This is a genomic window from Pseudomonas sp. R4-39-08 (assembly GCF_003852275.1).
Lineage (GTDB): Bacteria > Pseudomonadota > Gammaproteobacteria > Pseudomonadales > Pseudomonadaceae > Aquipseudomonas.
Genome location: NZ_CP027733.1, coordinates 981,523 through 1,002,201, shown reverse-complemented (window position 1 = coordinate 1,002,201; position 20,679 = coordinate 981,523). Strand labels below are relative to the sequence as shown.

26 protein-coding genes are annotated in these 20,679 nt (G+C 59.5%); 10 read left to right on the top strand and 16 right to left on the bottom strand.

What is annotated here, in order from left to right:
* Nucleotides 1-25 precede the first annotated feature (25 nt).
* The 10 genes from hisC to C4J88_RS04345 form a co-directional block, all read right to left on the bottom strand.
* Nucleotides 26-1,078, bottom strand: coding sequence for a histidinol-phosphate transaminase (gene hisC / locus C4J88_RS04390; RefSeq protein ID WP_124406292.1), 1,053 nt, complete (start codon nt 1,076-1,078; stop codon nt 26-28).
* Nucleotides 1,079-1,081: 3 nt separating this feature from the next.
* Nucleotides 1,082-2,398, bottom strand: a complete 1,317-nt coding sequence (gene hisD, locus C4J88_RS04385; protein WP_124361322.1) for a histidinol dehydrogenase — start codon at nt 2,396-2,398, stop codon at nt 1,082-1,084.
* Between the two features lie 126 nt (nt 2,399-2,524).
* The gene (gene hisG / locus C4J88_RS04380) at nt 2,525-3,160 is read right to left on the bottom strand and encodes an ATP phosphoribosyltransferase (protein ID WP_003171824.1); all 636 of its coding nucleotides are present in this window, start codon (nt 3,158-3,160) and stop codon (nt 2,525-2,527) included.
* 231 nt (nt 3,161-3,391) lie between these two features.
* Nucleotides 3,392-4,657, bottom strand: a complete 1,266-nt coding sequence (gene murA / locus C4J88_RS04375) for a UDP-N-acetylglucosamine 1-carboxyvinyltransferase (protein WP_043050767.1) — start codon at nt 4,655-4,657, stop codon at nt 3,392-3,394.
* A 23-nt stretch (nt 4,658-4,680) separates the two neighbouring features.
* Nucleotides 4,681-4,920, bottom strand: coding sequence for a BolA family protein (locus C4J88_RS04370; protein ID WP_124361320.1), 240 nt, complete (start codon nt 4,918-4,920; stop codon nt 4,681-4,683).
* 116 nt (nt 4,921-5,036) lie between these two features.
* A complete protein-coding gene (locus C4J88_RS04365; protein WP_124361319.1) occupies nt 5,037-5,342 on the bottom strand; it encodes a lipid asymmetry maintenance protein MlaB in 306 nt (101 codons plus the stop codon).
* Nucleotides 5,339-5,986, bottom strand: a complete 648-nt coding sequence (locus C4J88_RS04360) for a phospholipid-binding protein MlaC (protein WP_124365847.1) — start codon at nt 5,984-5,986, stop codon at nt 5,339-5,341. The genes C4J88_RS04365 and C4J88_RS04360 overlap by 4 nt, the downstream gene beginning before the upstream one ends.
* Before the next feature lie 11 nt (nt 5,987-5,997).
* A complete protein-coding gene (mlaD, locus tag C4J88_RS04355; protein WP_003171814.1) occupies nt 5,998-6,465 on the bottom strand; it encodes an outer membrane lipid asymmetry maintenance protein MlaD in 468 nt (155 codons plus the stop codon).
* Nucleotides 6,465-7,262: a lipid asymmetry maintenance ABC transporter permease subunit MlaE gene (gene mlaE / locus C4J88_RS04350; RefSeq protein WP_124365846.1), complete on the bottom strand. Its 798-nt coding sequence runs from the start codon at nt 7,260-7,262 to the stop codon at nt 6,465-6,467. The genes mlaD and mlaE overlap by 1 nt, the downstream gene beginning before the upstream one ends.
* Complete coding sequence (locus C4J88_RS04345; protein WP_057724577.1) at nt 7,262-8,071, bottom strand: ATP-binding cassette domain-containing protein; 810 nt, start codon at nt 8,069-8,071, stop codon at nt 7,262-7,264. The genes mlaE and C4J88_RS04345 overlap by 1 nt, the downstream gene beginning before the upstream one ends.
* A 307-nt stretch (nt 8,072-8,378) precedes the next feature.
* Here C4J88_RS04345 and C4J88_RS04340 point away from each other — a divergent pair, with 307 nt between their 5' ends.
* The 10 genes from C4J88_RS04340 to C4J88_RS04295 all read left to right on the top strand — a co-directional run bounded on the left by C4J88_RS04340 (nt 8,379) and on the right by C4J88_RS04295 (nt 15,388).
* Nucleotides 8,379-9,353: a KpsF/GutQ family sugar-phosphate isomerase gene (locus tag C4J88_RS04340; protein WP_124361317.1), complete on the top strand. Its 975-nt coding sequence runs from the start codon at nt 8,379-8,381 to the stop codon at nt 9,351-9,353.
* Nucleotides 9,354-9,878 carry an HAD family hydrolase gene (locus C4J88_RS04335; RefSeq protein ID WP_124365844.1) on the top strand — a complete coding sequence of 175 codons (525 nt, stop codon included), beginning with the start codon at nt 9,354-9,356 and terminating at the stop codon, nt 9,876-9,878. It abuts the gene before it with no gap.
* A gap of 8 nt (nt 9,879-9,886) precedes the next feature.
* Nucleotides 9,887-10,459, top strand: coding sequence for an LPS export ABC transporter periplasmic protein LptC (lptC, locus tag C4J88_RS04330; RefSeq protein ID WP_124406291.1), 573 nt, complete (start codon nt 9,887-9,889; stop codon nt 10,457-10,459).
* Nucleotides 10,446-10,979 carry a lipopolysaccharide transport periplasmic protein LptA gene (lptA, locus tag C4J88_RS04325; protein ID WP_043050759.1) on the top strand — a complete coding sequence of 178 codons (534 nt, stop codon included), beginning with the start codon at nt 10,446-10,448 and terminating at the stop codon, nt 10,977-10,979. Before lptC ends, lptA begins: the two co-directional genes overlap by 14 nt.
* Complete coding sequence (gene lptB / locus C4J88_RS04320) at nt 10,979-11,704, top strand: LPS export ABC transporter ATP-binding protein (RefSeq protein WP_003171806.1); 726 nt, start codon at nt 10,979-10,981, stop codon at nt 11,702-11,704. The genes lptA and lptB overlap by 1 nt, the downstream gene beginning before the upstream one ends.
* A gap of 184 nt (nt 11,705-11,888) precedes the next feature.
* The gene (locus C4J88_RS04315) at nt 11,889-13,382 is read left to right on the top strand and encodes an RNA polymerase factor sigma-54 (RefSeq protein WP_057724573.1); all 1,494 of its coding nucleotides are present in this window, start codon (nt 11,889-11,891) and stop codon (nt 13,380-13,382) included.
* A 76-nt stretch (nt 13,383-13,458) separates the two neighbouring features.
* Entirely contained in the window at nt 13,459-13,764 is a 306-nt protein-coding gene (hpf, locus tag C4J88_RS04310; protein WP_057724572.1) for a ribosome hibernation-promoting factor, HPF/YfiA family, read from the top strand.
* A 10-nt stretch (nt 13,765-13,774) separates the two neighbouring features.
* Nucleotides 13,775-14,239, top strand: a complete 465-nt coding sequence (gene ptsN / locus C4J88_RS04305; RefSeq protein ID WP_124365842.1) for a PTS IIA-like nitrogen regulatory protein PtsN — start codon at nt 13,775-13,777, stop codon at nt 14,237-14,239.
* Nucleotides 14,240-14,241: 2 nt separating this feature from the next.
* Entirely contained in the window at nt 14,242-15,099 is an 858-nt protein-coding gene (gene rapZ, locus C4J88_RS04300) for an RNase adapter RapZ (RefSeq protein WP_124361313.1), read from the top strand.
* Nucleotides 15,100-15,115: 16 nt separating this feature from the next.
* On the top strand, nt 15,116-15,388 hold the full coding sequence (locus C4J88_RS04295; RefSeq protein ID WP_124408589.1) for an HPr family phosphocarrier protein: 273 nt from the start codon (nt 15,116-15,118) through the stop codon (nt 15,386-15,388).
* A gap of 25 nt (nt 15,389-15,413) precedes the next feature.
* Here the strand turns inward: C4J88_RS04295 and C4J88_RS04290 are convergent, their stop codons facing one another.
* From C4J88_RS04290 to pmbA, 6 genes are all read right to left on the bottom strand, one after another.
* The gene (locus C4J88_RS04290; protein WP_124406290.1) at nt 15,414-16,307 is read right to left on the bottom strand and encodes a ZIP family metal transporter; all 894 of its coding nucleotides are present in this window, start codon (nt 16,305-16,307) and stop codon (nt 15,414-15,416) included.
* A 32-nt stretch (nt 16,308-16,339) separates the two neighbouring features.
* A complete protein-coding gene (locus C4J88_RS04285) occupies nt 16,340-16,951 on the bottom strand; it encodes a superoxide dismutase (protein ID WP_124406289.1) in 612 nt (203 codons plus the stop codon).
* Between the two features lies 1 nt (nt 16,952).
* Complete coding sequence (locus C4J88_RS04280) at nt 16,953-17,381, bottom strand: hypothetical protein (RefSeq protein WP_124365838.1); 429 nt, start codon at nt 17,379-17,381, stop codon at nt 16,953-16,955.
* Nucleotides 17,382-17,408: 27 nt separating this feature from the next.
* On the bottom strand, nt 17,409-18,785 hold the full coding sequence (locus C4J88_RS04275) for a lyase family protein (protein ID WP_124361308.1): 1,377 nt from the start codon (nt 18,783-18,785) through the stop codon (nt 17,409-17,411).
* The gene (locus tag C4J88_RS04270) at nt 18,778-19,173 is read right to left on the bottom strand and encodes a FagA protein (RefSeq protein ID WP_124365836.1); all 396 of its coding nucleotides are present in this window, start codon (nt 19,171-19,173) and stop codon (nt 18,778-18,780) included. Before C4J88_RS04270 ends, C4J88_RS04275 begins: the two co-directional genes overlap by 8 nt.
* Before the next feature lie 146 nt (nt 19,174-19,319).
* The gene (gene pmbA, locus C4J88_RS04265; protein ID WP_124406288.1) at nt 19,320-20,666 is read right to left on the bottom strand and encodes a metalloprotease PmbA; all 1,347 of its coding nucleotides are present in this window, start codon (nt 20,664-20,666) and stop codon (nt 19,320-19,322) included.
* Between the last annotated feature and the right edge of the window lie 13 nt (nt 20,667-20,679).

Genomic DNA, 20,679 nt, shown 5'->3' with positions numbered 1-20,679 from the left:
CACATTTTTTGATCTTCAGTGTGGCTTAGAGCTCGCCGAGCCCATCGATCAGCGCCTGGTTCTGCTCCGGCGTCCCGATGCTGATCCGCAGGAACTGGGCAATCCGCTCCTGCTTGAAGTGCCGCACGATCACCCCTTGCTCACGCAGCTTGGCCGCCAGGCCCGCCGCATCATGCTGTGGGTGGCGCGCAAAGATGAAGTTGGCTGCCGAAGGCAATACTTCAAACCCCTTGGCCTGCAACTGGCCGGTGAGTTTTTCACGGCTGTCTATCACCCACCCGCAGGTCTTCTCAAAGTATTCACGGTCCTCAAACGCCACGGCAGCGCCGACAATCGCCAGGCGATCCAGCGGGTAGGAGTTGAAGCTGTTCTTGACTCGCTCCAACGCTTCGATCAGGTCCGGATGTCCCACCGCCAGGCCGACCCGCAGGCCCGCCAACGAACGCGACTTGGACAACGTCTGGGTCACCAGCAGGTTCGGGTAATGATCCACCAGGGTGATTGCCGTTTCGCCACCGAAGTCGATATAAGCCTCGTCTACAACCACGACCGATTCCGGGTTGGCCTTGAGGATTTGCTCAACAGCGTCCAGCGCCAGCAGGCAACCGGTTGGCGCGTTCGGGTTGGGAAAGATGATCCCACCATTGGGCCTGGCGTAATCCGCCACGTTAATCCGGAACTGTTCATCCAGCGGCACAGGATCAGACTTGATGCCATAAAGACCGCAGTAAACCGGATAGAAGCTGTAGCTGATATCCGGGAACAAAAGCGGCAACTCGTGCTGGAACAGGCCGTGAAAGATATGCGCCAGGACTTCGTCGGAGCCATTACCAAGGAACACCTTGTTCGCCTCGACGCCGTAATACTTCGCCACCGCTTGCTTGAGTCGGTCGCTGTTGGGGTCCGAGTACAAACGCAGGTCGTCGTTCAATTCGGCCCGCATGGCCTCTAACGCCTTGGGCGAAGGACCATAGGGGTTTTCGTTAGTATTGAGCTTGATCAGCCTGGTCAGCTTTGGCTGCTCGCCGGGCACGTAAGGCACCAGGTCCTTGACGAAAGGGCTCCAGAATTTGCTCATGCCTTACTCTCCCTTGAGGATGCGATATTCAGCGCTGCGCGCGTGGGCGCTCAGCGATTCGCCACGGGCCAGCACCGAGGCGGTCTTGCCCAATTCGGACGCGCCCTGGGGCGAACAGAAGATGATCGATGAACGCTTCTGGAAGTCATACACCCCCAGCGGCGACGAAAAACGCGCGGTGCCGGAGGTCGGCAGTACGTGGTTCGGACCTGCGCAGTAGTCGCCCAGGGCTTCGCTGGTGTGGCGGCCCATGAAGATCGCGCCGGCGTGACGGATCGACGGCAACCAGGCTTGTGGGTCCGCTACGGACAGCTCAAGGTGCTCCGGCGCGATACGGTTGGCCACTTCGATGGCTTGCTCCATGTCGCTGACCAGAATCAGTGCGCCACGGCCATTGATCGATTTCTCGATGATCTCGGCGCGCTCCATGGTCGGCAACAGCTTGTTGATGCTGGCGGCGACCTGATCGAGGAACGCGGCGTCGGGGCTGACCAGGATCGCCTGGGCGTCTTCGTCGTGCTCGGCCTGGGAGAACAGGTCCATGGCGATCCAGTCCGGGTCGGTCTGGCCGTCACACACCACGAGGATTTCCGAGGGGCCGGCGATCATGTCGATACCGACCTGGCCAAACACATGGCGCTTGGCGGTGGCGACATAGATATTGCCCGGCCCCACTACTTTGTCGACCTTTGGTACGCTTTCGGTGCCATAGGCCAACGCGGCAACCGCTTGGGCGCCACCGATGGTGAACACGCGGTCGACGCCGGCAATGCAGGCGGCAGCCAGCACCAGCTCGTTGATTTCACCACGCGGGGTCGGCACCACCATGACCACTTCGGTCACGCCTGCCACTTTGGCCGGAATCGCGTTCATCAACACCGACGACGGGTACGAGGCCTTGCCGCCCGGCACGTACAGGCCGGCGCGGTCCAGCGGCGTGACCTTCTGGCCCAGCACGGTACCGTCGGCCTCGGTGTAGCTCCACGAATCCTGCTTCTGTTTTTCGTGATAGCTGCGCACCCGCGCCGCCGCCACTTCCAGGGCTTCACGCTGGGGCGCGGTGATGCGCGTCAGGGCCAACTCCAGGCGTTCACGGGGCAGAATCAGGTCCGCCATGGACTTGACGTCCAGGCCGTCGAACTGACGGGTGAAATCCACCAGCGCCGCATCGCCGCGCTCGCGCACGGCTTTGATGATCTCGAGCACCCGCTGGTTGACCGAGTCATCGGACACGCTTTCCCAGCTCAGCAGATGATCCAGATGATCGGCGAAATCCGGGTCGGCAGCGTTGAGTCGGGCGATTGCAGTGGACGTGGTCATAGCGAGGGCCTCAATAGATTGGCAAAAACTCAGGCGCCCTAAACTACCGTTCGCTCCGCTTGGGCACCTGAGAATTCTGGCTATGAGGCGGATAGACGGGCGCAGCCTTTGGGCTACGCGGGTGAGTCAACCGCGGTGTCGAGACTCCACTGCCGTGCGCAGGGTGTCGATCAACGCCTGGATACGGGCATGTTGCATTTTCATCGAAGCTTTGTTGACGATCAGGCGCGAGCTGATGTCGGCAATGAAATCCTGGGGCTCGAGACCGTTGGCGCGCAGGGTGTTGCCGGTGTCGACCACGTCGATGATCTTGTCGGCCAGGCCAATCAGCGGCGCCAGCTCCATCGAGCCGTAAAGCTTGATGATATCGACCTGACGGCCTTGTTCGGCGTAGTAGCGTTTGGCGACGTTGACGAACTTGGTCGCCACCCGCAGGCGGCCCTTGGGCTCGACATCGCCGACACGGCCGGCGGTCATCAGTTTGCACAGCGCGATCCGCAGGTCCAGGGGCTCGTAGAGACCCTGGCCGCCGTATTCCATCAGCACGTCCTTACCGGCCACACCGAGGTCGGCGGCGCCATGTTCAACGTAGGTCGGCACGTCGGTAGCCCGCACGATCAGCAGGCGAACATCGTCCTGGGTCGTGGGGATGATCAGCTTGCGGCTCTTGTCCGGATTCTCGGTCGGCACGATGCCCGCTTCAGCCAGAAGCGGCAGCGTGTCGTCAAGGATGCGGCCCTTGGACAGTGCGATGGTCAACATGGGAAATGTCAGTCCTTCATCAGGCTATTGCTGTCCGGTCGCAAACGGCGCCAGACACAGATCGAGGCCCTTACAGCCTCGATTTGAAACAAACCAGTGTGTGTGTGTAGGAGCGAGCTTGCTCGCGAAGAACTCATGGGCACCGCGTTGATTCTGGATAAACGCGTTATCGTTGACGTTTTTCGCGAGCAAGAACTAGGCGTCCCCCTCGCTCCTACAGAACAGCGGGCATCAGCCCGGAACGCGGCGGATTTTAGCGCCGAGCATCTGCAGCTTTTCTTCGATGCACTCGTAGCCACGGTCTATGTGGTAGATGCGGTCAATCAGCGTATCGCCTTCGGCGCAGAGTGCCGAGATCACCAGGCTGGCCGAAGCACGCAGGTCGGTTGCCATCACTGGCGCGCCCTTGAGCTTGTCGATGCCGGTAACGATGGCGGTGTTGCCCTCGACCTGGATCTTGGCGCCCATGCGGTGCAGTTCGTACACATGCATGAAACGGTTTTCGAAGATGGTCTCGATCACGGCGCCGGTGCCTTCAGCGATCGCGTTCAGGGAAATGAACTGCGCCTGCATGTCGGTCGGGAATGCCGGGTACGGGGCGGTACGCACGTTGACAGCTTTTGGCCGCTTGCCGTGCATGTTCAGCTCGATCCAGTCTTCACCGGTGGTGATTTCTGCGCCGGCTTCCTTGAGTTTTTCCAGGACGGCTTCGAGGATGGTCGGATCGGTGTCCTTGACCTTCACGCGGCCACCGGTAACGGCAGCTGCAACCAGGTACGTGCCGGTCTCGATGCGGTCAGGCATGACTTTGTAGGTAGCGGTGTGCAGACGCTCTACACCATCAATAGTGATGGTGTCGGTGCCAGCGCCGGAAACCTTCGCGCCCATGGCGTTGAGGAAGTTGGCCAGGTCGACCACCTCGGGCTCGCGCGCGGCGTTTTGCAGAACGCTGCGGCCTTTGGCCAGGGCAGCGGCCATCATGATGTTCTCGGTACCGGTCACGCTGACGGTATCGAAGAAGAAGTTCGCGCCACGCAAGCCGCCTTCCGGCGCCTTGGCCTTGATATAGCCGCCTTCCACGTCGATGACCGCGCCCATGGCTTCAAGGCCACGGATGTGCAGGTCGACCGGACGCGAACCAATGGCGCAACCGCCAGGCAGGGCCACTTCGGCTTCACCGAAACGCGCGACCATCGGGCCAAGCACCAGGATCGACGCACGCATGGTTTTCACCAGCTCGTACGGGGCGATCAGGGTCTTGATGGTGCGTGGGTCGATTTCGACGGACAACTTCTCGTCGATCACCGGCTCGATGCCCATGCGACCGAACAGCTCGATCATCGTGGTGATGTCGTGCAGGTGCGGCAGGTTGGCCACCGTGACAGGGCCGTCGCACAGCAGGGTCGCTGCCAGGATCGGCAAGGCGGAGTTTTTCGCACCGGAAATGCGGATCTCGCCATCGAGGCGGGCACCACCGGTAATAATCAATTTATCCATAAGAATCTCGACGCCTTGGGGGCTCAGGTGCGCTCGGCCCAGGCCGCGCGGCTGAAAAATTTCATAGTGACCGCATGGATGCTGCCATCGGTGATCCATGGGTTCAAATGGGCATAGATCTGCTGCTGACGCTTGACCGGGCTCAATGCCGCCAGTTCATCGCTGATCACGTTCAGCTGGAAATTGCAGCCTTCGCCTTCAACTTCTACAGCCGTGTCCGGCAGCTTTCCTTCAAGGAAGCTCTTAACTTCTAGGGCCTGCATGCTCAACCTCTATCGGCGCCCAGTGCGCACGGGTCGCACATCATACAAAAAAAGCCCCGCGCCTGCGAACCCCGCATAGCAGGACTCTGACGGAGGGCTTCTTTGATAAATGTGTATTACGGGTGTGCCAACAGCTCGGTCAATCCGGAAACCTCGGCGATCTCGCGCATGTCTTCAGGCAACGCACGGAGACTGACCGGCTTTTTTACCGCAGCGGCATCGCGCATGAAGCACAGCAGCAACGACAAACCGACGCTGCTGGACTTGGTTACCGCCGAGCAATCCAGCACCAGCGCAGGCGCGGTGCTGGCCTTGATCAGGGCCTGGCCCTGCTTGCGCAGGTCAGGCCCGGTGCGGTAATCGAGCACGCCGCTGAGGAACAGCTCGCCGGCATCGCCGATACGAACAGCCGACTCGGTCATGGCGCTGGTTTCCCGGCTTCCTTATCGGAAGTTTCCTTGGCCTTGGCCACTTCGCCGGCCCAACCATTGATGGTCTTGTCCAGGTCGTTGCCATTGCGCTGCATCGCGTCGGCGAACTGGTCACGGAACAGCTTGCCGATATTGATGCCGTTGATGATCACGTTACGCAGCTTCCACTCGCCATTGACCTTCTCCAGCGTGTACTGCACAGGGTACACGGCGCCATTGGTGCCTTTGACGGTCATGTTGACGCTGGTGCGATCACCCGACTCATCACCGGCCGGAGCGACGGTAATCCCCTGGTTGTTGTACTCAAGCAAGGCGTTACCGTAGAACTGGAACAGGCCGCGCTTGAAGTTTTCCTGGAAACGCTGCATCTGCGCAGGTGTGGCCTTGCGCGAATACTTGACGGTCATGATGCTTTTGGAGATGCCTTCGGCATCCACCACCGGACCGACAATGGTATTGAGCGCGTTGTAGAACTGGCTCGGGTCTTGTTTGTACTTTTCCTTGTTGGCCGACAGGTCAGCCAACATTTTGTTGGTGGTGTCCTGCACCAGTTCGTGGGCAGAACCGGCTGCGTTGGCCATCAACGGCAGCGCTGCAAGCAGAACCAGAAGGCCACGTCGCAAGGTAGAGAGCATGAACAGATTCCTCATTTGGCGTCTTTATTGACCGTGTTGAGCAGGAATTTACCGATCAGGTCTTCAAGCACCAACGACGACTGTGTGTCGTGGATGGTCGAGCCATCCTTGAGCAGGGCTGTTTCCCCACCTACGCTGACACCGATGTACTTCTCGCCCAGCAGGCCAGCAGTGAGGATAGATGCCGTGGAGTCAGTCGGCAGATTATCTACCTTCTTGTCCAACTGCATCGTCACTCGGCCGGTGAAGCTGTCGCGATCCAGATCGATTGCCGTGACCTTGCCGATGGTCACACCGGCCATGGTCACTTTAGCTCTGACCGTCAAACCGGCGATATTGTCGAAGTACGCATAAAGTTTATATGTGTCGGCGGTGGGGCTGGCCGACAGGCCACTGACCCGCAGGGCCAGCAACAGTAAAGCCAGGATGCCAGCCAGCAAGAAAAGGCCGACACCGATCTCCACAGTGCGGTTTTGCATCAGAAATCTCCAAACATCAAGGCGGTCAAAATGAAGTCAAGGCCCAGTACCGCCAGCGAGGCGTATACAACGGTCTTGGTGGTGGCGCGACTGATCCCTTCTGAAGTGGGCTCACAGTCATAGCCTTGGAATACGGCGATCCAGGTCACTACAAAGGCGAAGACGATGCTCTTTATGATGCCGTTGAGCACGTCACCCGTGAAGGTCACGCTGTTTTGCATGTTGGCCCAGTAGGAACCGTCGTAGACGCCCAACCAGTCCACCGCCACCCACGAACCGCCCCAGATCCCGACCACGCTGAAGATCATTGCCAGCAGCGGAAGGGAAATGAAGCCGGCCCACAGGCGCGGGGCAACAATGTACTTGAGCGGGTCCACGCCGATCATTTCCAGGCTGGACAGCTGTTCGGTGGACTTCATGTTACCGATTTCGGCGGTCAACGCAGAACCTGCACGCCCGGCGAACAGCAACGCGGTGACCACCGGCCCCAGTTCACGCAATAGCGTCAGGGCAACCATCTGCCCTACCGCCTGTTCTGAACCGTAGCTGGACAGAATGTTGAAGCCTTGCAGCGCCAGCACCATGCCGATGAACATCCCGGAGACCACGATGATCACCAGGGACATCACGCCGACCGCATGCAGTTGTTTGAGCAGCAAGCCAAAGCCGCCGCCGATGCCGCCGCGGCCGAGCAAGGCGTGAAACAGGAAAATAGTCGAACGCCCGAGGACTTCGACGATGTCGATGCCCGAGCGACCGAAAAGGCGAACCTTTTCGATAATAGATGTCTTGCGCATCAGCGCTTCCCCAGAAGATCTGCGCGGTAGTCCGCTGCCGGAAAGTGAAAAGGCACCGGGCCATCAGGATCGCCGGTCATGAATTGGCGAATGCGCGGGTTATCGGCGTTCATCAGCTCTTCTGGCGTCCCCTGCCCCAGCACCTGGCCATCACCCACTACATAGAGGTAGTCAGCGATGCTCGCGGTTTCGGCCAGATCGTGAGATACCACGATGCTGGTGATGCCCAAGGCATCGTTGAGCAGACGGATCAGGCGCACCAGTACGCCCATGGCGATGGGGTCCTGGCCTACGAAAGGCTCGTCATACATCAGGATCTGCGGGTCGAGGGCGATGGCTCGCGCCAGGGCGACACGACGCTTCATGCCACCGGACAATTCGTCAGGCATCAGGTCGATGGCCCCGCGAAGCCCTACGGCCTGCAGCTTGAGCAACACAATGTCACGAATCATTTCATCGGACAGCTGGGTATGCACCCGCAGCGGGAACGCTACGTTTTCGAAAACATCGAGGTCGGTAAACAGCGCACCGCTCTGGAACAGTACCCCCATGTGCTTGCGCGCATCGAACAGATCGCTGCGCGACAGCGTCGGCAGGTTCTGGCCGTTGACCCACACTTCGCCGGCACTGGGGCGCAATTGCATGCCCATCAGGCGCAACAAGGTGGTCTTGCCGCAACCGGAAGGCCCCATGATGCCCGTGACTTTTCCGCGAGGAATGCGAATATCGACGTTATTGAAGATGCTGCGCGTACCGCGCTTGAAGGAAAGGCCCTTCAGCTCGACCGCGTAGGCGTTATCGGCACTCATCTAATCTCCTTGGGATGCAGCCTTTCACTCAGACACCATGTATGCGATTTTGGTTTGCAACGGATGTGCAATAGTTACGCCATGGGTTGGGCGGACCGAACTGGCCGCGAACTATATCACTGCTGGTGCAGAGCCCCCAAGGCCGGAACAGCGCTTGTTCAGATTCAGCACAGCGAAAAACGTTGCCGGCTATGTTATTCAGACGAATCCTGGAGACGCTCAGAATAAAGCCTGACGAACTTATGTGAGCGAATCGATCATTACCGCTATAATCGCCGCCTTTTCGTCAGGCTATACGACTTCAGACATGAGCCAATCCAGCGACCTCATCCAATCCGCACAACGCACCATCCGCCTCGAGCTGGAAGCCGTAGAAGGTTTGCTGGCGCATATCGACGCAGATTTCGTACGCGCCTGCGAGATGATTCTGGCCAGCAAAGGCCGCGTTGTCGTGGTTGGCATGGGCAAGTCCGGCCACGTCGGCAACAAGATCGCCGCTACGCTGGCCAGCACCGGAACCACAGCGTTCTTCGTGCACCCGGCCGAAGCCAGCCATGGTGATATGGGCATGATTACCAAGGATGACGTGATTCTCGCATTGTCCAACTCCGGCACCACCAACGAAATCGTCACCCTGCTGCCGCTGATCAAGCGCCTGGGCATCAAGATGATCAGCGTCACCGGCAACCCGGAATCGACACTGGCCAAGGCCGCCGAAGTGAACTTGAACGTTCATGTCGCCCATGAAGCCTGCCCGCTGAACCTCGCGCCCACCTCGTCGACGACTGCGGCACTGGTCATGGGCGACGCGCTGGCGGTGGCGCTGCTTGAGGCTCGCGGGTTCACCGCTGAAGATTTCGCATTTTCGCACCCCGGTGGCGCCCTGGGCCGTCGCTTGCTGTTGAAAGTGGAAAACGTCATGCATGCGGGCGATGAACTACCTCACGTGCAACGCGGCACCTTGCTCAAGGACGCGCTGATGGAAATGACCCGCAAGGGCCTGGGCATGACCGTGATCCTGGAAGCCGATGGCCGACTGGCCGGCGTGTTCACCGACGGTGATTTGCGGCGCACCCTGGACCGGGCCATCGACATCCATACCGCAACCATCGATGCCGTGATGACGCCCCACGGCAAGACCGCGCGCCCCGAAATGCTTGCAGCCGAAGCCCTGAAGATCATGGAAGACCACAAGATCGGCGCGCTGGTGGTGGTCGATGACCACGACCACCCTATCGGCGCCTTGAACATGCACGACTTGTTGCGTGCAGGAGTGATGTAAATGACCAGCGACCTATTGCAACGCGGTAAAAACATCAAGTTGGCGATATTCGACGTCGATGGCGTGCTGACCGATGGCCGCCTGTACTTTCTCGAAGACGGCAGCGAATTCAAGACGTTCAACACCCTCGACGGCCAGGGCATCAAGATGTTGATGGCGGCAGGCGTGCAAACAGCGATTATCAGCGGCCGAAAGACCCCCGTTGTGGAACGCCGCGCACAAAACCTCGGAATTGCTCACCTGTATCAAGGCCGCGAGGATAAACTGGTGGTGCTGGACGAGCTTCTTGGCCAACTCAACCTAAGCTATGAACAAGTCGCCTATCTGGGTGACGATCTGCCTGACCTGCCGGTGATCCGTCGGGTAGGCCTGGGCATGGCCGTCGCCAATGCCGCAGCGTTTGTGCGTGAACACGCCCATGGCATTACCGCCGCCCGCGGTGGCGAAGGTGCCGCCCGCGAGTTCTGCGAGTTGATCCTGCGTGCCCAGGGCAGTCTTGAAGCGGCCCACGCCGCCTACTTATAGAGCGTTATATGCTGAGCAAAAAGATTCGCAACTTCCTGCTATTCGGAGCCATCGCCGCGCTATTGCTCGCGGTGGGCTACTGGAATATCAGCCCGGAGCGCTTTCTCGACAAGCCTGTCGTGCAGGTGGATGAAAGCATCATCGACAACTTCGCCACCAACACCCATACCGTGCAGTTCCTGCCCGATGGCAAGGTGCAGTACGAGTTGGTCTCCGACAAGGTCGAGCGCTTGAAAGCCTCGGAAGTCAGCCTGCTGACCAACCCGGACTTGAACATGTACCGTGGCACCGAACTGCCATGGCACGTCACCAGCCTGCGTGGCGAGGTCAATCCGGACGGCACCGAAATCGAACTGATCGACTCGGTGCGCGTCGCACGTACAGACGCGCAGAACCGGGACACCATTATTACCAGCAGTCGCATGACGGTATTCCCACAACAGCAATATGCGCAGACCGAGCAAGACGTTAGAATCGACGGCGCTGGCGGTGTATCGACCGGCAAGGGAATGAAAGCGTATTTGAAAGAAAGCAGGATACACCTGCTATCGAACGTAAGAGGACAGTATGAGGCTCGTTAAAACCCTCCCTATTTTGCTCGGTCTGGGCGCAGCACTGGGAAGCGTGAGCGCCTGGGCTCTGCCGAACGATAGCCAGCAACCGATCCACATCTCGGCCGACGATGCGCAGCTGGATGACAAGCAAGGCGTCGCGACCTACACCGGTGGCGTGATCATCACCCAAGGCTCGATGAAGATCACCGGTAATACGGTGACACTGACTCGCACCCAGGCCGGCGATATCGACGTCGTGACCTCGGTGGGCAACCTGGCTTACTTCGAGCAGAAGCAAAAGGCAGAAGACCCAGGGCCGATGAAAGGCTATGGCAAGACTATCCAGTACCATGCCCAGCAAAATCGCATCGTATTGATCGACCAGGCCAAGGTGCTCAGTGCCGACGGTAACTCCACCGAAGGCGAGAAGATCGTCTACAACACCCAGACCCAGGTCGCCCAGGCGGGTCGCGCCAATGGCAACAAGGTCACCGCGCCTCGCCCACGGATCGACATGGTCATCCAGCCGAAGAAGAAGGCCGAGTAATGGCAACCCTGAAAGCCCAGCATCTGGCCAAGGCCTATAAAAGCCGCCAGGTGGTACGCGATGTGAGCCTGTCGATCGACAGCGGCCAGATTGTCGGCCTGCTTGGCCCCAACGGCGCCGGCAAGACCACATGCTTCTACATGATCGTCGGGCTGGTCCAGGCGGACCAGGGGCGTGTATTGATCGATGACCTGGACGTCAGCCACCAGCCGATGCACGGCCGTGCGCGTGCAGGTATCGGCTATCTTCCGCAGGAGGCGTCGATCTTTCGCAAACTGTCGGTAGCCGACAACATTATGGCAATCCTCGAGACCCGCAAGGAACTCGACCGCGACGGCCGCCGCAAGGAACTGGAAAGCCTGTTGCAGGAATTCCACATCAACCACATTCGCGACAACCTCGGCATGAGCTTGTCCGGTGGTGAGCGTCGCCGCGTGGAGATCGCCCGCGCCCTGGCAACTGCCCCCAAATTCATCTTGCTGGACGAACCGTTCGCTGGCGTTGACCCGATTTCGGTGGGCGACATCAAGCAGATCATTCACCACCTCAAGGCCAAGGGCATCGGTGTGCTGATCACCGACCACAACGTCCGTGAAACCCTCGATATCTGCGAAACCGCTTATATCGTCAACGATGGGCAGCTGATTGCCGAAGGGGATTCCGCGACTATCCTGGCCAACGAACTGGTGAAAGAAGTTTATCTGGGTCACGAGTTCCGCCTGTAAACACGGTGATATCGGGCCATTTGCGAGCGCGCGAGCGAGTCAATAAAAAACTCAGCTTTTTTATTGTTACCGCGCTCTAGGCAAAGGCCCCGATATCAGGCATATAATTTGCTTATGTTTGGCGCTCACGCGCCCTGTCGTGGATGGCGCATTGCGCCGGCGAATAAGGTGTTAAGCCCCTGCCATGAAACCATCGCTAGTCCTGAGAATGGGCCAGCAGCTGACGATGACACCGCAGCTGCAACAGGCCATCCGCCTGCTCCAATTGTCGACCCTGGACCTGCAACAGGAAATCCAGGAGGCCCTGGAGTCCAATCCGATGCTCGAACGCCAGGAAGAAGGCGACGACTTCGACAACACCGACCCCTTGGCCGACAATATCGAGCAAAAGCCCAATCCTGATGTACAGGAACCGTCCTATCAGGAAACCGCCCCTACGGTGGACAACCTCGAGGACGGCGAATGGAACGAACGCATTCCCAACGAGCTTCCGGTGGACACCGCATGGGAAGACGTCTACCAGACCAGCGCCAGCAGCCTGCCCAGCAATGACGACGACGAATGGGACTTCACCACCCGTACGTCGGTCGGCGAGAGCCTGCAGAGCCACTTGCTGTGGCAACTGAACCTGGCACCGATGTCCGACACCGATCGCTTGATCGCCGTCACCCTGATCGACTGCATCAATAACCAGGGTTATCTGGACGAAACGCTCGAAGAAATTCTTGAGGCCTTCGACCCGGAGCTGGATATCGAACTGGACGAGATCGAAGCCGTCCTGCACCGTATCCAGCAATTCGAGCCCGCCGGCATTGGCGCCCGTACGCTCAGCGAGTGCCTGTTGCTGCAACTGCGCCAGCTACCGGCCAAGACCCCCTGGCTCGCTGAAGCCAAGCGCCTGGTCAGCGACTACATCGATCTGCTCGGCAGCCGCGACTACAGCCAGCTGATGCGCCGCATGAAGCTCAAGGAAGACGAGCTGCGTCAGGTCATCGAGCTGGTTCAGAGCCTCAACCCTCGGCCGGGCTCGCAGATCGAGTCCAGCGAAGCAGAATATGTCGTGCCTGATGTGATCGTGCGCAAGGACAACGAGCGCTGGCTGGTGGAACTGAACCAGGAATCGGTGCCACGCCTGCGGGTCAATCCGCAATACGCCGGCTTCGTGCGCCGCGCCGATACCAGCGCCGACAACACGTTCATGCGCAACCAGCTGCAGGAAGCACGCTGGTTCATCAAGAGCCTGCAAAGCCGCAACGAAACCCTGATGAAAGTCGCCACCCAGATCGTCGAGCACCAACGCGGCTTCCTGGAATATGGCGACGAGGCGATGAAGCCGCTGGTACTGCACGACATCGCTGAAGCAGTCGGCATGCACGAATCGACGATTTCACGGGTGACCACGCAAAAGTTCATGCATACCCCACGGGGCATTTATGAGCTGAAATACTTTTTCTCCAGCCATGTAAGCACCTCCGAAGGCGGTGAATGCTCGTCCACGGCGATCCGCGCGATCATCAAAAAACTGGTTGCCGCGGAAAATCAGAAAAAGCCGTTGAGTGACAGCAAGATCGCTGGTTTACTGGAGGCACAAGGCATTCAGGTCGCCCGTCGAACCGTCGCCAAGTACCGCGAGTCTCTCGGGATCGCGCCTTCCAGCGAGCGAAAGCGTTTGATGTGACGGGCGGGGCACAGCGTTCCAGTGGCAGGCGCTTTTCGCCTGCCGCTTTATGCACTGGCAACGAAGGAGAAGCTGTATGCAAGTCAACATCAGTGGACACCATGTAGAAGTCACCCCACCCATGCGCGAATACGTCGAACAGAAGCTGAAAAAGCTTGAAGGACATTTCGACAAGATCACCAACGTGCAGGTCATCATGAAGGTCGATAAGCTTCAGCAGAAAATTGAAGCGACCCTGCAGATACCCGGTGGCGAAGTGGTTGCTAACGCCGAGCATGAAGACATGTATGCATCGATCGACTTGCTCACCGACAAGCTTGACCGCCAACTCAAAAAGCATAAGGAAAAGAATCTGCACCTGATGCAAGGTACAGGTCGTTAACTCTCCCCCCATGATCCGACTTGAAACCATCCTGACCCCCGGCCGTTCCCTCGTGAACGTGCCGGGCGGCAGCAAGAAAAAAGCCCTCGAACAAATTGCCAACCTGATCGCGCGCGAAGTGCCGGGTCTGGAGATGCAGGACGTGTTCGAGGCGCTGTTTGCCCGTGAAAAACTCGGTTCGACCGGTTTTGGTAACGGCATAGCCATTCCTCACTGCCGCCTCAAAGGCTGCGTCACGCCCGTCAGTGCCCTACTGCACTTGGAAAAACCCATCGATTTCGACGCCATCGACGGTGCCCCGGTTGATCTGCTGTTCGTCCTGCTGGTCCCGGAAGCCGCCACCGATGCGCACCTGGAACTGCTCCGGCAGATCGCCAGCATGCTCGACCGCAAGGAAGTACGCGATAAACTGCGCAGTGCCGAAAGTAATGAGGCGTTGTATCAGGTCGTCCTGGATGAGCAAAGCGGGCAATAATCATGCGTTTGATCATCGTCAGTGGCCGTTCCGGCTCGGGCAAGAGCACTGCCCTCAATGTGCTTGAAGACAGCGGCTTTTATTGCATCGACAACCTGCCCGCCGGCCTGCTGCCGGAATTGGCCGAGCGCGCCCTGATCCACACCGAACTGGCGCAACCGCTGGTCGCCGTGTCGATCGACGCCCGCAACCTGCCCAGCCATCTCTCGCGCTTCCCCGAACTGCTTGAAGAAGTGCGCGCCAAGCATATTCATTGCGACGTGCTGTACCTGGATGCCGACGAAGAAACCCTGCTCAAGCGTTTCTCCGAAACCCGTCGACGCCATCCGCTCAGCAGCGCCAACCGCTCGCTGGCGGAAGCCATCCAGGACGAGACCAAGCTGCTGGGGCCGATCATCGATCTGGCCGACCTCAAGATCAACACCACTAACCTGAACCTGTACCAGCTGCGCGATGCGATCAAACTGCGATTGCTGAATCAGCCGGAGCCTGGCACGGCGTTTCTGGTCGAGTCATTTGGTTTCAAGCGTGGCATGCCGGTGGACGCCGACCTGGTGTTCGACGTGCGCTGCTTGCCCAATCCTTATTGGAAGCCGGAGTTGCGCGATCAGTCCGGGCTCGATCAGCCCGTGATCGACTATCTGGCGGCACAAGCGGATGTGGAAGAGATGTTCCAGGACATCTCCACCTACCTGCTCAAATGGTTACCGCGCTTTGCCGCGAGCAATCGCGCCTATGTCACCATTGCCATTGGCTGCACCGGTGGCCACCACCGCTCCGTCTACCTGACGGAACGGCTCGGCCAGGTGTTGCAACAAACCCTCAAGAATGTCCAGGTTCGCCACCGCGACCTTAGCTGAAAGGAACACCACTGCGATGCCGGCTCGGGAAATTGAAATCATCAACAAGCTGGGTTTGCACGCCCGGGCCTCAGCCAAGTTTGTCGGCGTTGCCGGGCAGTTTCCCTGCCAAATCCGTGCAGGGCGCACGCCGGAAACCATGGTCGACGGTAAAAGCATCATGGCGATGATGATGCTTGCCGCAGGCAAGGGCACCAAAATCCACCTGAAAACCGAGGGTGAGCAAGAGCAGGAAGCCATGGACGCATTGGTGGCGCTGATTAACAATTACTTTGATGAAGGCGAATAACCGCCTTCCGCTGTAGGAGCAAGCTTCATCCCAACGCCGTATCCATCATCATCATCAAGCAGAACCCGATGCACAACCCCAGGCTGGCGAGCTTATCGTGACCGTTTCGGCGTGACTCGGGGATGACCTCATGGGTCACCACCAGCAGCATCGCGCCAGCAGCCAGCGCCAGCCCCAGGGGCAACAGCACTTCGGCAAGGCTCACCAACCACGCGCACAGCACTGCAAAGACCGGTTCGACCAAACCTGACGCAGCGCCGATCAGGAACGCCTTGATCCGCGACATTCCCGCCCCAGCCAGTACCAGCGCGATCACCAGGCCTTCCGGTACGTCCTGCAGGGCAATGCCCATGGCGAGGCTGTCTGCATCCGCCATGCCGCCACCCGCAGAAACCCCCACGGCCATGCCTTCCGGAATGTTGTGGGCAATGATGGCAAACACAAACAGCCAGATGCGCGGCGGGATAACCGGCTTATCCGGCGTGCCCACCAGCATTTCCGGGCTGGCGCCGGAGACCTTGCGGTCCACGAGATAGAGCCCGAATGCACCCAGCATAATGCCGAAGCTGATCAAACCAGCCGCGCCCCAGGGTGACAATCCCAGGCTTTCAGCGGCGGCAATGCCCGGCACGACCAGCGAAAAGGCGGTCGCCGCCAGCATTACCCCCGCCCCAAACCCCAGCAAGGTATCGCTCAGCGCCGCTGGCATTCGGCGGATCACCAGCACCGGCACCGCGCCCAAGGCGGTGCCGAGTGCGCAAATCGCCCCGCCTTGCAAGGCGCGCAAGATGCGTGGCTCCAGGTCGAGCCAGGCTAGCCCATGGGCCACCAGCAATGCCGTACCGACTAATACAAGCAGGGAGCCTAACGCGTAGCGAAATAATCGCACGCTGCTAATCGCCAGTGTTTCAGTACCCATAGTCGGCCTTAGATCTTGTTATAGGGTGAATATCAGGCCGAAGCGGCCTGGTAGCGCGCGGCGACCTCGGGCCAGTTAATGACGCTATAGAATGCATTGATGTACTCCGGTCGTCGGTTTTGATACAGCAAGTAATAGGCGTGCTCCCAAACGTCCAAACCGAGGATCGGCGTGTTGCCGCTCATCAGCGGGCTGTCCTGGTTGCCGCTGCTTTCCACCACCAAGGTCTTTTGCGGGGTGACGCTCAACCAGGCCCAGCCGCTGCCGAAACGGGTCAACGCCGCTTTGGTAAAGGCCTCCTTGAAACTGTCGAAGCCACCCAGTTGCTCGTCGATCGCCTTGCCCAGTTCCCCCTCGGGTTTTCCGCCACCTGTGGGCGACATGACCGCCCAGAACAGCGAATGGTTGGCATGCCCGCCTCCTTGATTGACCACGGCAGCGCGTAATTGCTCCGGTAATTTTTCAACGCTGGAAACCAGCTTCTCCACCGGCCAGCCTGCGAACTCGGTGCCTTCGACGGCGGCATTAAGGTTATTGATGTAGGTTTGGTGATGCTTGGTGTAGTGAATTTCCATGGTTTGCGCATCGATATGGGGTTCGAGGGCGTCGTAGGCGTAAGGCAAAGCCGGCAGGGTGTAGGTCATATCAATGTGCTCCATAGTAAGAGGGGGTCGGTTGCGACGCGGCACCGCCCAGCAAGCGATGGGTGCGCGGGTACTCGCCGTGATCGCTGATGAAATTCAACAGTTCGACATAGGTTTTGCTGCTCTGGCGCAACGCGGCCTCGCGCAACTGCGAACTGAGCCGCGCGTCCTGCATGGCCTGCAGTAGGCGCTGGTGAATGGCGCAGAGGTATTCCGCGCTTTCCTCAGGCTGGTTCAGGCGCAGGTGCAGGTCTGCCAGGTTGTGATGGGAAATGACGCAAGCCGCCACGGCTTCGTCGGCATCCGCCCAGCGTTCGAACAACACCTGGGCGAGGGCCAGGGCTTGCAAGTAGGCCTCGCGGGCGTCTACCAGCTCGCCCGCCATAAAGCAGCGATTGGCCCGTTCGATCGTGCGTTTCCAGTGCTCCATGGTGAGCCTCCAAAGCAGGGTCGGTGATTACACGCCGCCGGCCGTGAGCTTTTCCGGGTCCAGCAGGACTTCCAGTTGGCTGCGCGGCAAGTCGGTGTGTTCGAGGGCGACATCGATCACCGGACGACCCTGCTGATAAGCCTGCTTGGCGATTTCAGCGGCCTTTTGGTAACCAATGATCGGATTGAGGGCAGTGACCAGAATCGGGTTGCGCGATAACGCCTCCTTGAGTTTGGCTTCGTTGACCTTGAAGCTGGCAATGGCCTTGTCCGCCAGCAAACGGCTGGCGTTGGCCAGCAACTCCAGGCTACTGAGCAGGTTCTGGGCGATGATCGGCAGCATCACGTTCAGCTCGAAGTTGCCGGACTGGCCAGCGACAGTGATCACCGTGTCGTTGCCGATGACCTGGGCGGCCACCATGGCCGTGGCTTCCGGAATCACAGGATTGACCTTGCCCGGCATGATCGACGACCCCGGCTGCAGACCTTCCAGCTCGATTTCGCCGAGGCCGGCCAACGGGCCGGAGTTCATCCAGCGCAGGTCATTGGCGATCTTCATCAGCGATACTGCAGTGGCTTTCAACTGGCCGGAGACGGCAACGGCGGTGTCCTGGGAGCCAATCAACGCAAACAGGTTCTTGCCCGGCGTGAACGTCACCTGGGTCAGGTGGCTCAGGTGCTGGCTGAAGCGTGCGGCAAACTCAGGGTGCGCGTTGATGCCAGTGCCCACCGCCGTGCCACCCTGGGCCAGCGCCTGCAGCGCCGGCAGCAGGTCTTGCAGGTGGCCGACATTGGCCTTGAGCTGCTGCGCCCAGCCATTGAGCACCTGGCTCATGCGCACCGGCATGGCATCCATCAAGTGGGTACGACCGGTCTTGATAAACGGGTGAACCGCTTCGGCCTTGTGCTCGATCACCTGCACCAGGTGCAGCAAGGCCGGCAGTGTTTGCTCGTGCAGCACCAGCGCGGCGCTGACATGAATGGTGGTCGGGATGATGTCGTTGCTGCTTTGTCCGCAGTTGACGTGGTCATTGGGGTTTACCACCTCGCCCAGCAAGCGGCTGGCCAGGGTCGCAATCACTTCGTTGGCGTTCATGTTGGAGCTGGTGCCGGAGCCGGTCTGGAAGATATCCACCGGAAAGTGCTGCATGTAGTCGCCTTCCAATAAACCTTGGGCGGCATCGACAATGGCCTTGCCCTGCCCTTCGCTGATTTGCTTGAGGTCGACGTTGGCCCTGGCGGCAGCGGCCTTGGCCAGGATAAGCGCGCGAATGAACTGCGCGGGCATACGCTGATGGCTGATCGGAAAGTTGTTCACCGCGCGCTGGGTTTGCGCACCGTACAAGGCCTCGGCGGGGACTTGCAGTTCGCCCATGCTGTCGCGTTCGATACGGGTGTTACTCATCATCAGATCCTTGCACCAAGTCGGCGTGAGAGAGGGATGGCAGCAATTGGCAGGTCGCCAATTGCCAGGCGAAGGCCTGCCAGCGCTTGAGGCGGCAGGCACAGTGGGAGAGTTTTTCCAGGTCGCGCAGGGGGCGCCAGGCCTGGTCCAGGCACGAGGAGCGCCAATGCCAGGGCAGCGCGACATCATTGGCGGTGTCGATGAGCAATCGAAATGACGTTTCAGCGATCGTCCACGGGTGGGTCGCGGTGCAACACGCCAGATAGCGCCCCTCATTGAGGTAATGTTCGATCAGGCGAGGCTCATTGGGGTCGAGCCCGCAGCGAATCTGACGACTCATCCACCGCCAACTTTCCAGGTACGGGTCCTCATGCAAGACAGAACTCATGATCCACACTCATTCAGTAATGATATTCATTATTAAATGATATTAAGAATCAAAACAACAACAGCAGATTAATCCTGTCCGCCAGCGGCACAAAAAAAGGCGCGCCATTATCGATATGGCGCGCCTTTTTGCTGAAGCGTCGCAGTTCAGCTACCGGCGACTGTCATCCGTTCGATCAACACGGAGCCCGTGCGAATATTGCTGCGCAATTCCAGGTCGTTACCCACGGCCACGATCTGCTTGAACATATCGCGCATGTTGCCGGCGATCGTCACTTCTTGAACGGCGAACTGAATCTCACCGTTTTCCACCCAGAACCCCGCCGCGCCACGGGAATAGTCACCCGTCACCATGTTCAGCCCTTGGCCCATCAATTCGGTCACCAGCAGGCCGCGCCCCATGCGACGTAACAGCGCCGCCTGGTCTTCATCGCCATGGGTCACGAACAGGTTGTGAACCCCGCCGGAGTTGGCGGTGCTTGGCAGGCCAAGCTTGCGTCCAGCGTAGGTGCCCAATACATAAGACACCAACTCGCCCTTCTCAACGAACGGCTTGGCATACGTGGCCAGGCCGTCGCCGTCGAACGAGGCGCTGCCCATGGCGCGCATCAGGTGCGGGCGCTCATCAATGGTCAGCCACTCCGGGAACAGCTTCTGGCCGATTGCGCCTTCAAGGAATGAAGATTTGCGATACAGGTTGCCGCCGGAAATCGCCCCAAGAAAACTACCGAACAAACCACCGGCCAATTCTGCGGAAAACAGTACCGGCACTTCACACGTAGGCACCGGGCGTGCGCCCAAGCGACTGGCTGCACGCTGCGCCGCACGCTGACCAATGCTTGCCGGGTCGGCCAGCAACTCGCCTTGGCGGTTCACGTCATACCAGTAATCACGCTGCATCTGGCCGCCGGCTTCGGCGATCATGACGCAACTCAGACTGTGACGCGTGGACGCATAGCCACCGATAAAACCATGGCTGTTACCGTAGACACGGCAGCCCTGATGCGTACTCAGCGTGGTGCCGTCGGCGTTCTTGATACGCGCATCGGCGTCGAACGCCGCGGCTTCGCAGGTCAGCGCCTGTTCGATGGCTTGCTCAGGCGTGATATCCCAGGCGTGGAACAGGTCGAAATCCTGCAGGTCCTTGGCCATCAGCGCTTTGTCGGCCAAGCCTGAACTTTCATCCTCGGAGGTGTGCTTGGCGATTGCCAACGCGGCGGCAACGGTCTCGCGGATCGCCTCCGGGCCACTGGCCGAGGTGCTGGCCGAACCTTTGCGCTGGCCCACATACAAGGTAATCCCAAACCCTTGGTCGCGATTGAATTCTACGGTCTCCACTTCCCGCTGACGCACCGAAGTCGACAGCCCCTGCTCCAGCGACACTGCTACCTCACAGGCGCTGGCCCCCTGGCGCTTGGCTTCGGCAAGGATCTGCTCGACTTGTTCCTGCAGTGCCGGTAACGCTTGCGGACCGACGCTTTGGGCTGCACTCATGGTTTTCTCCACT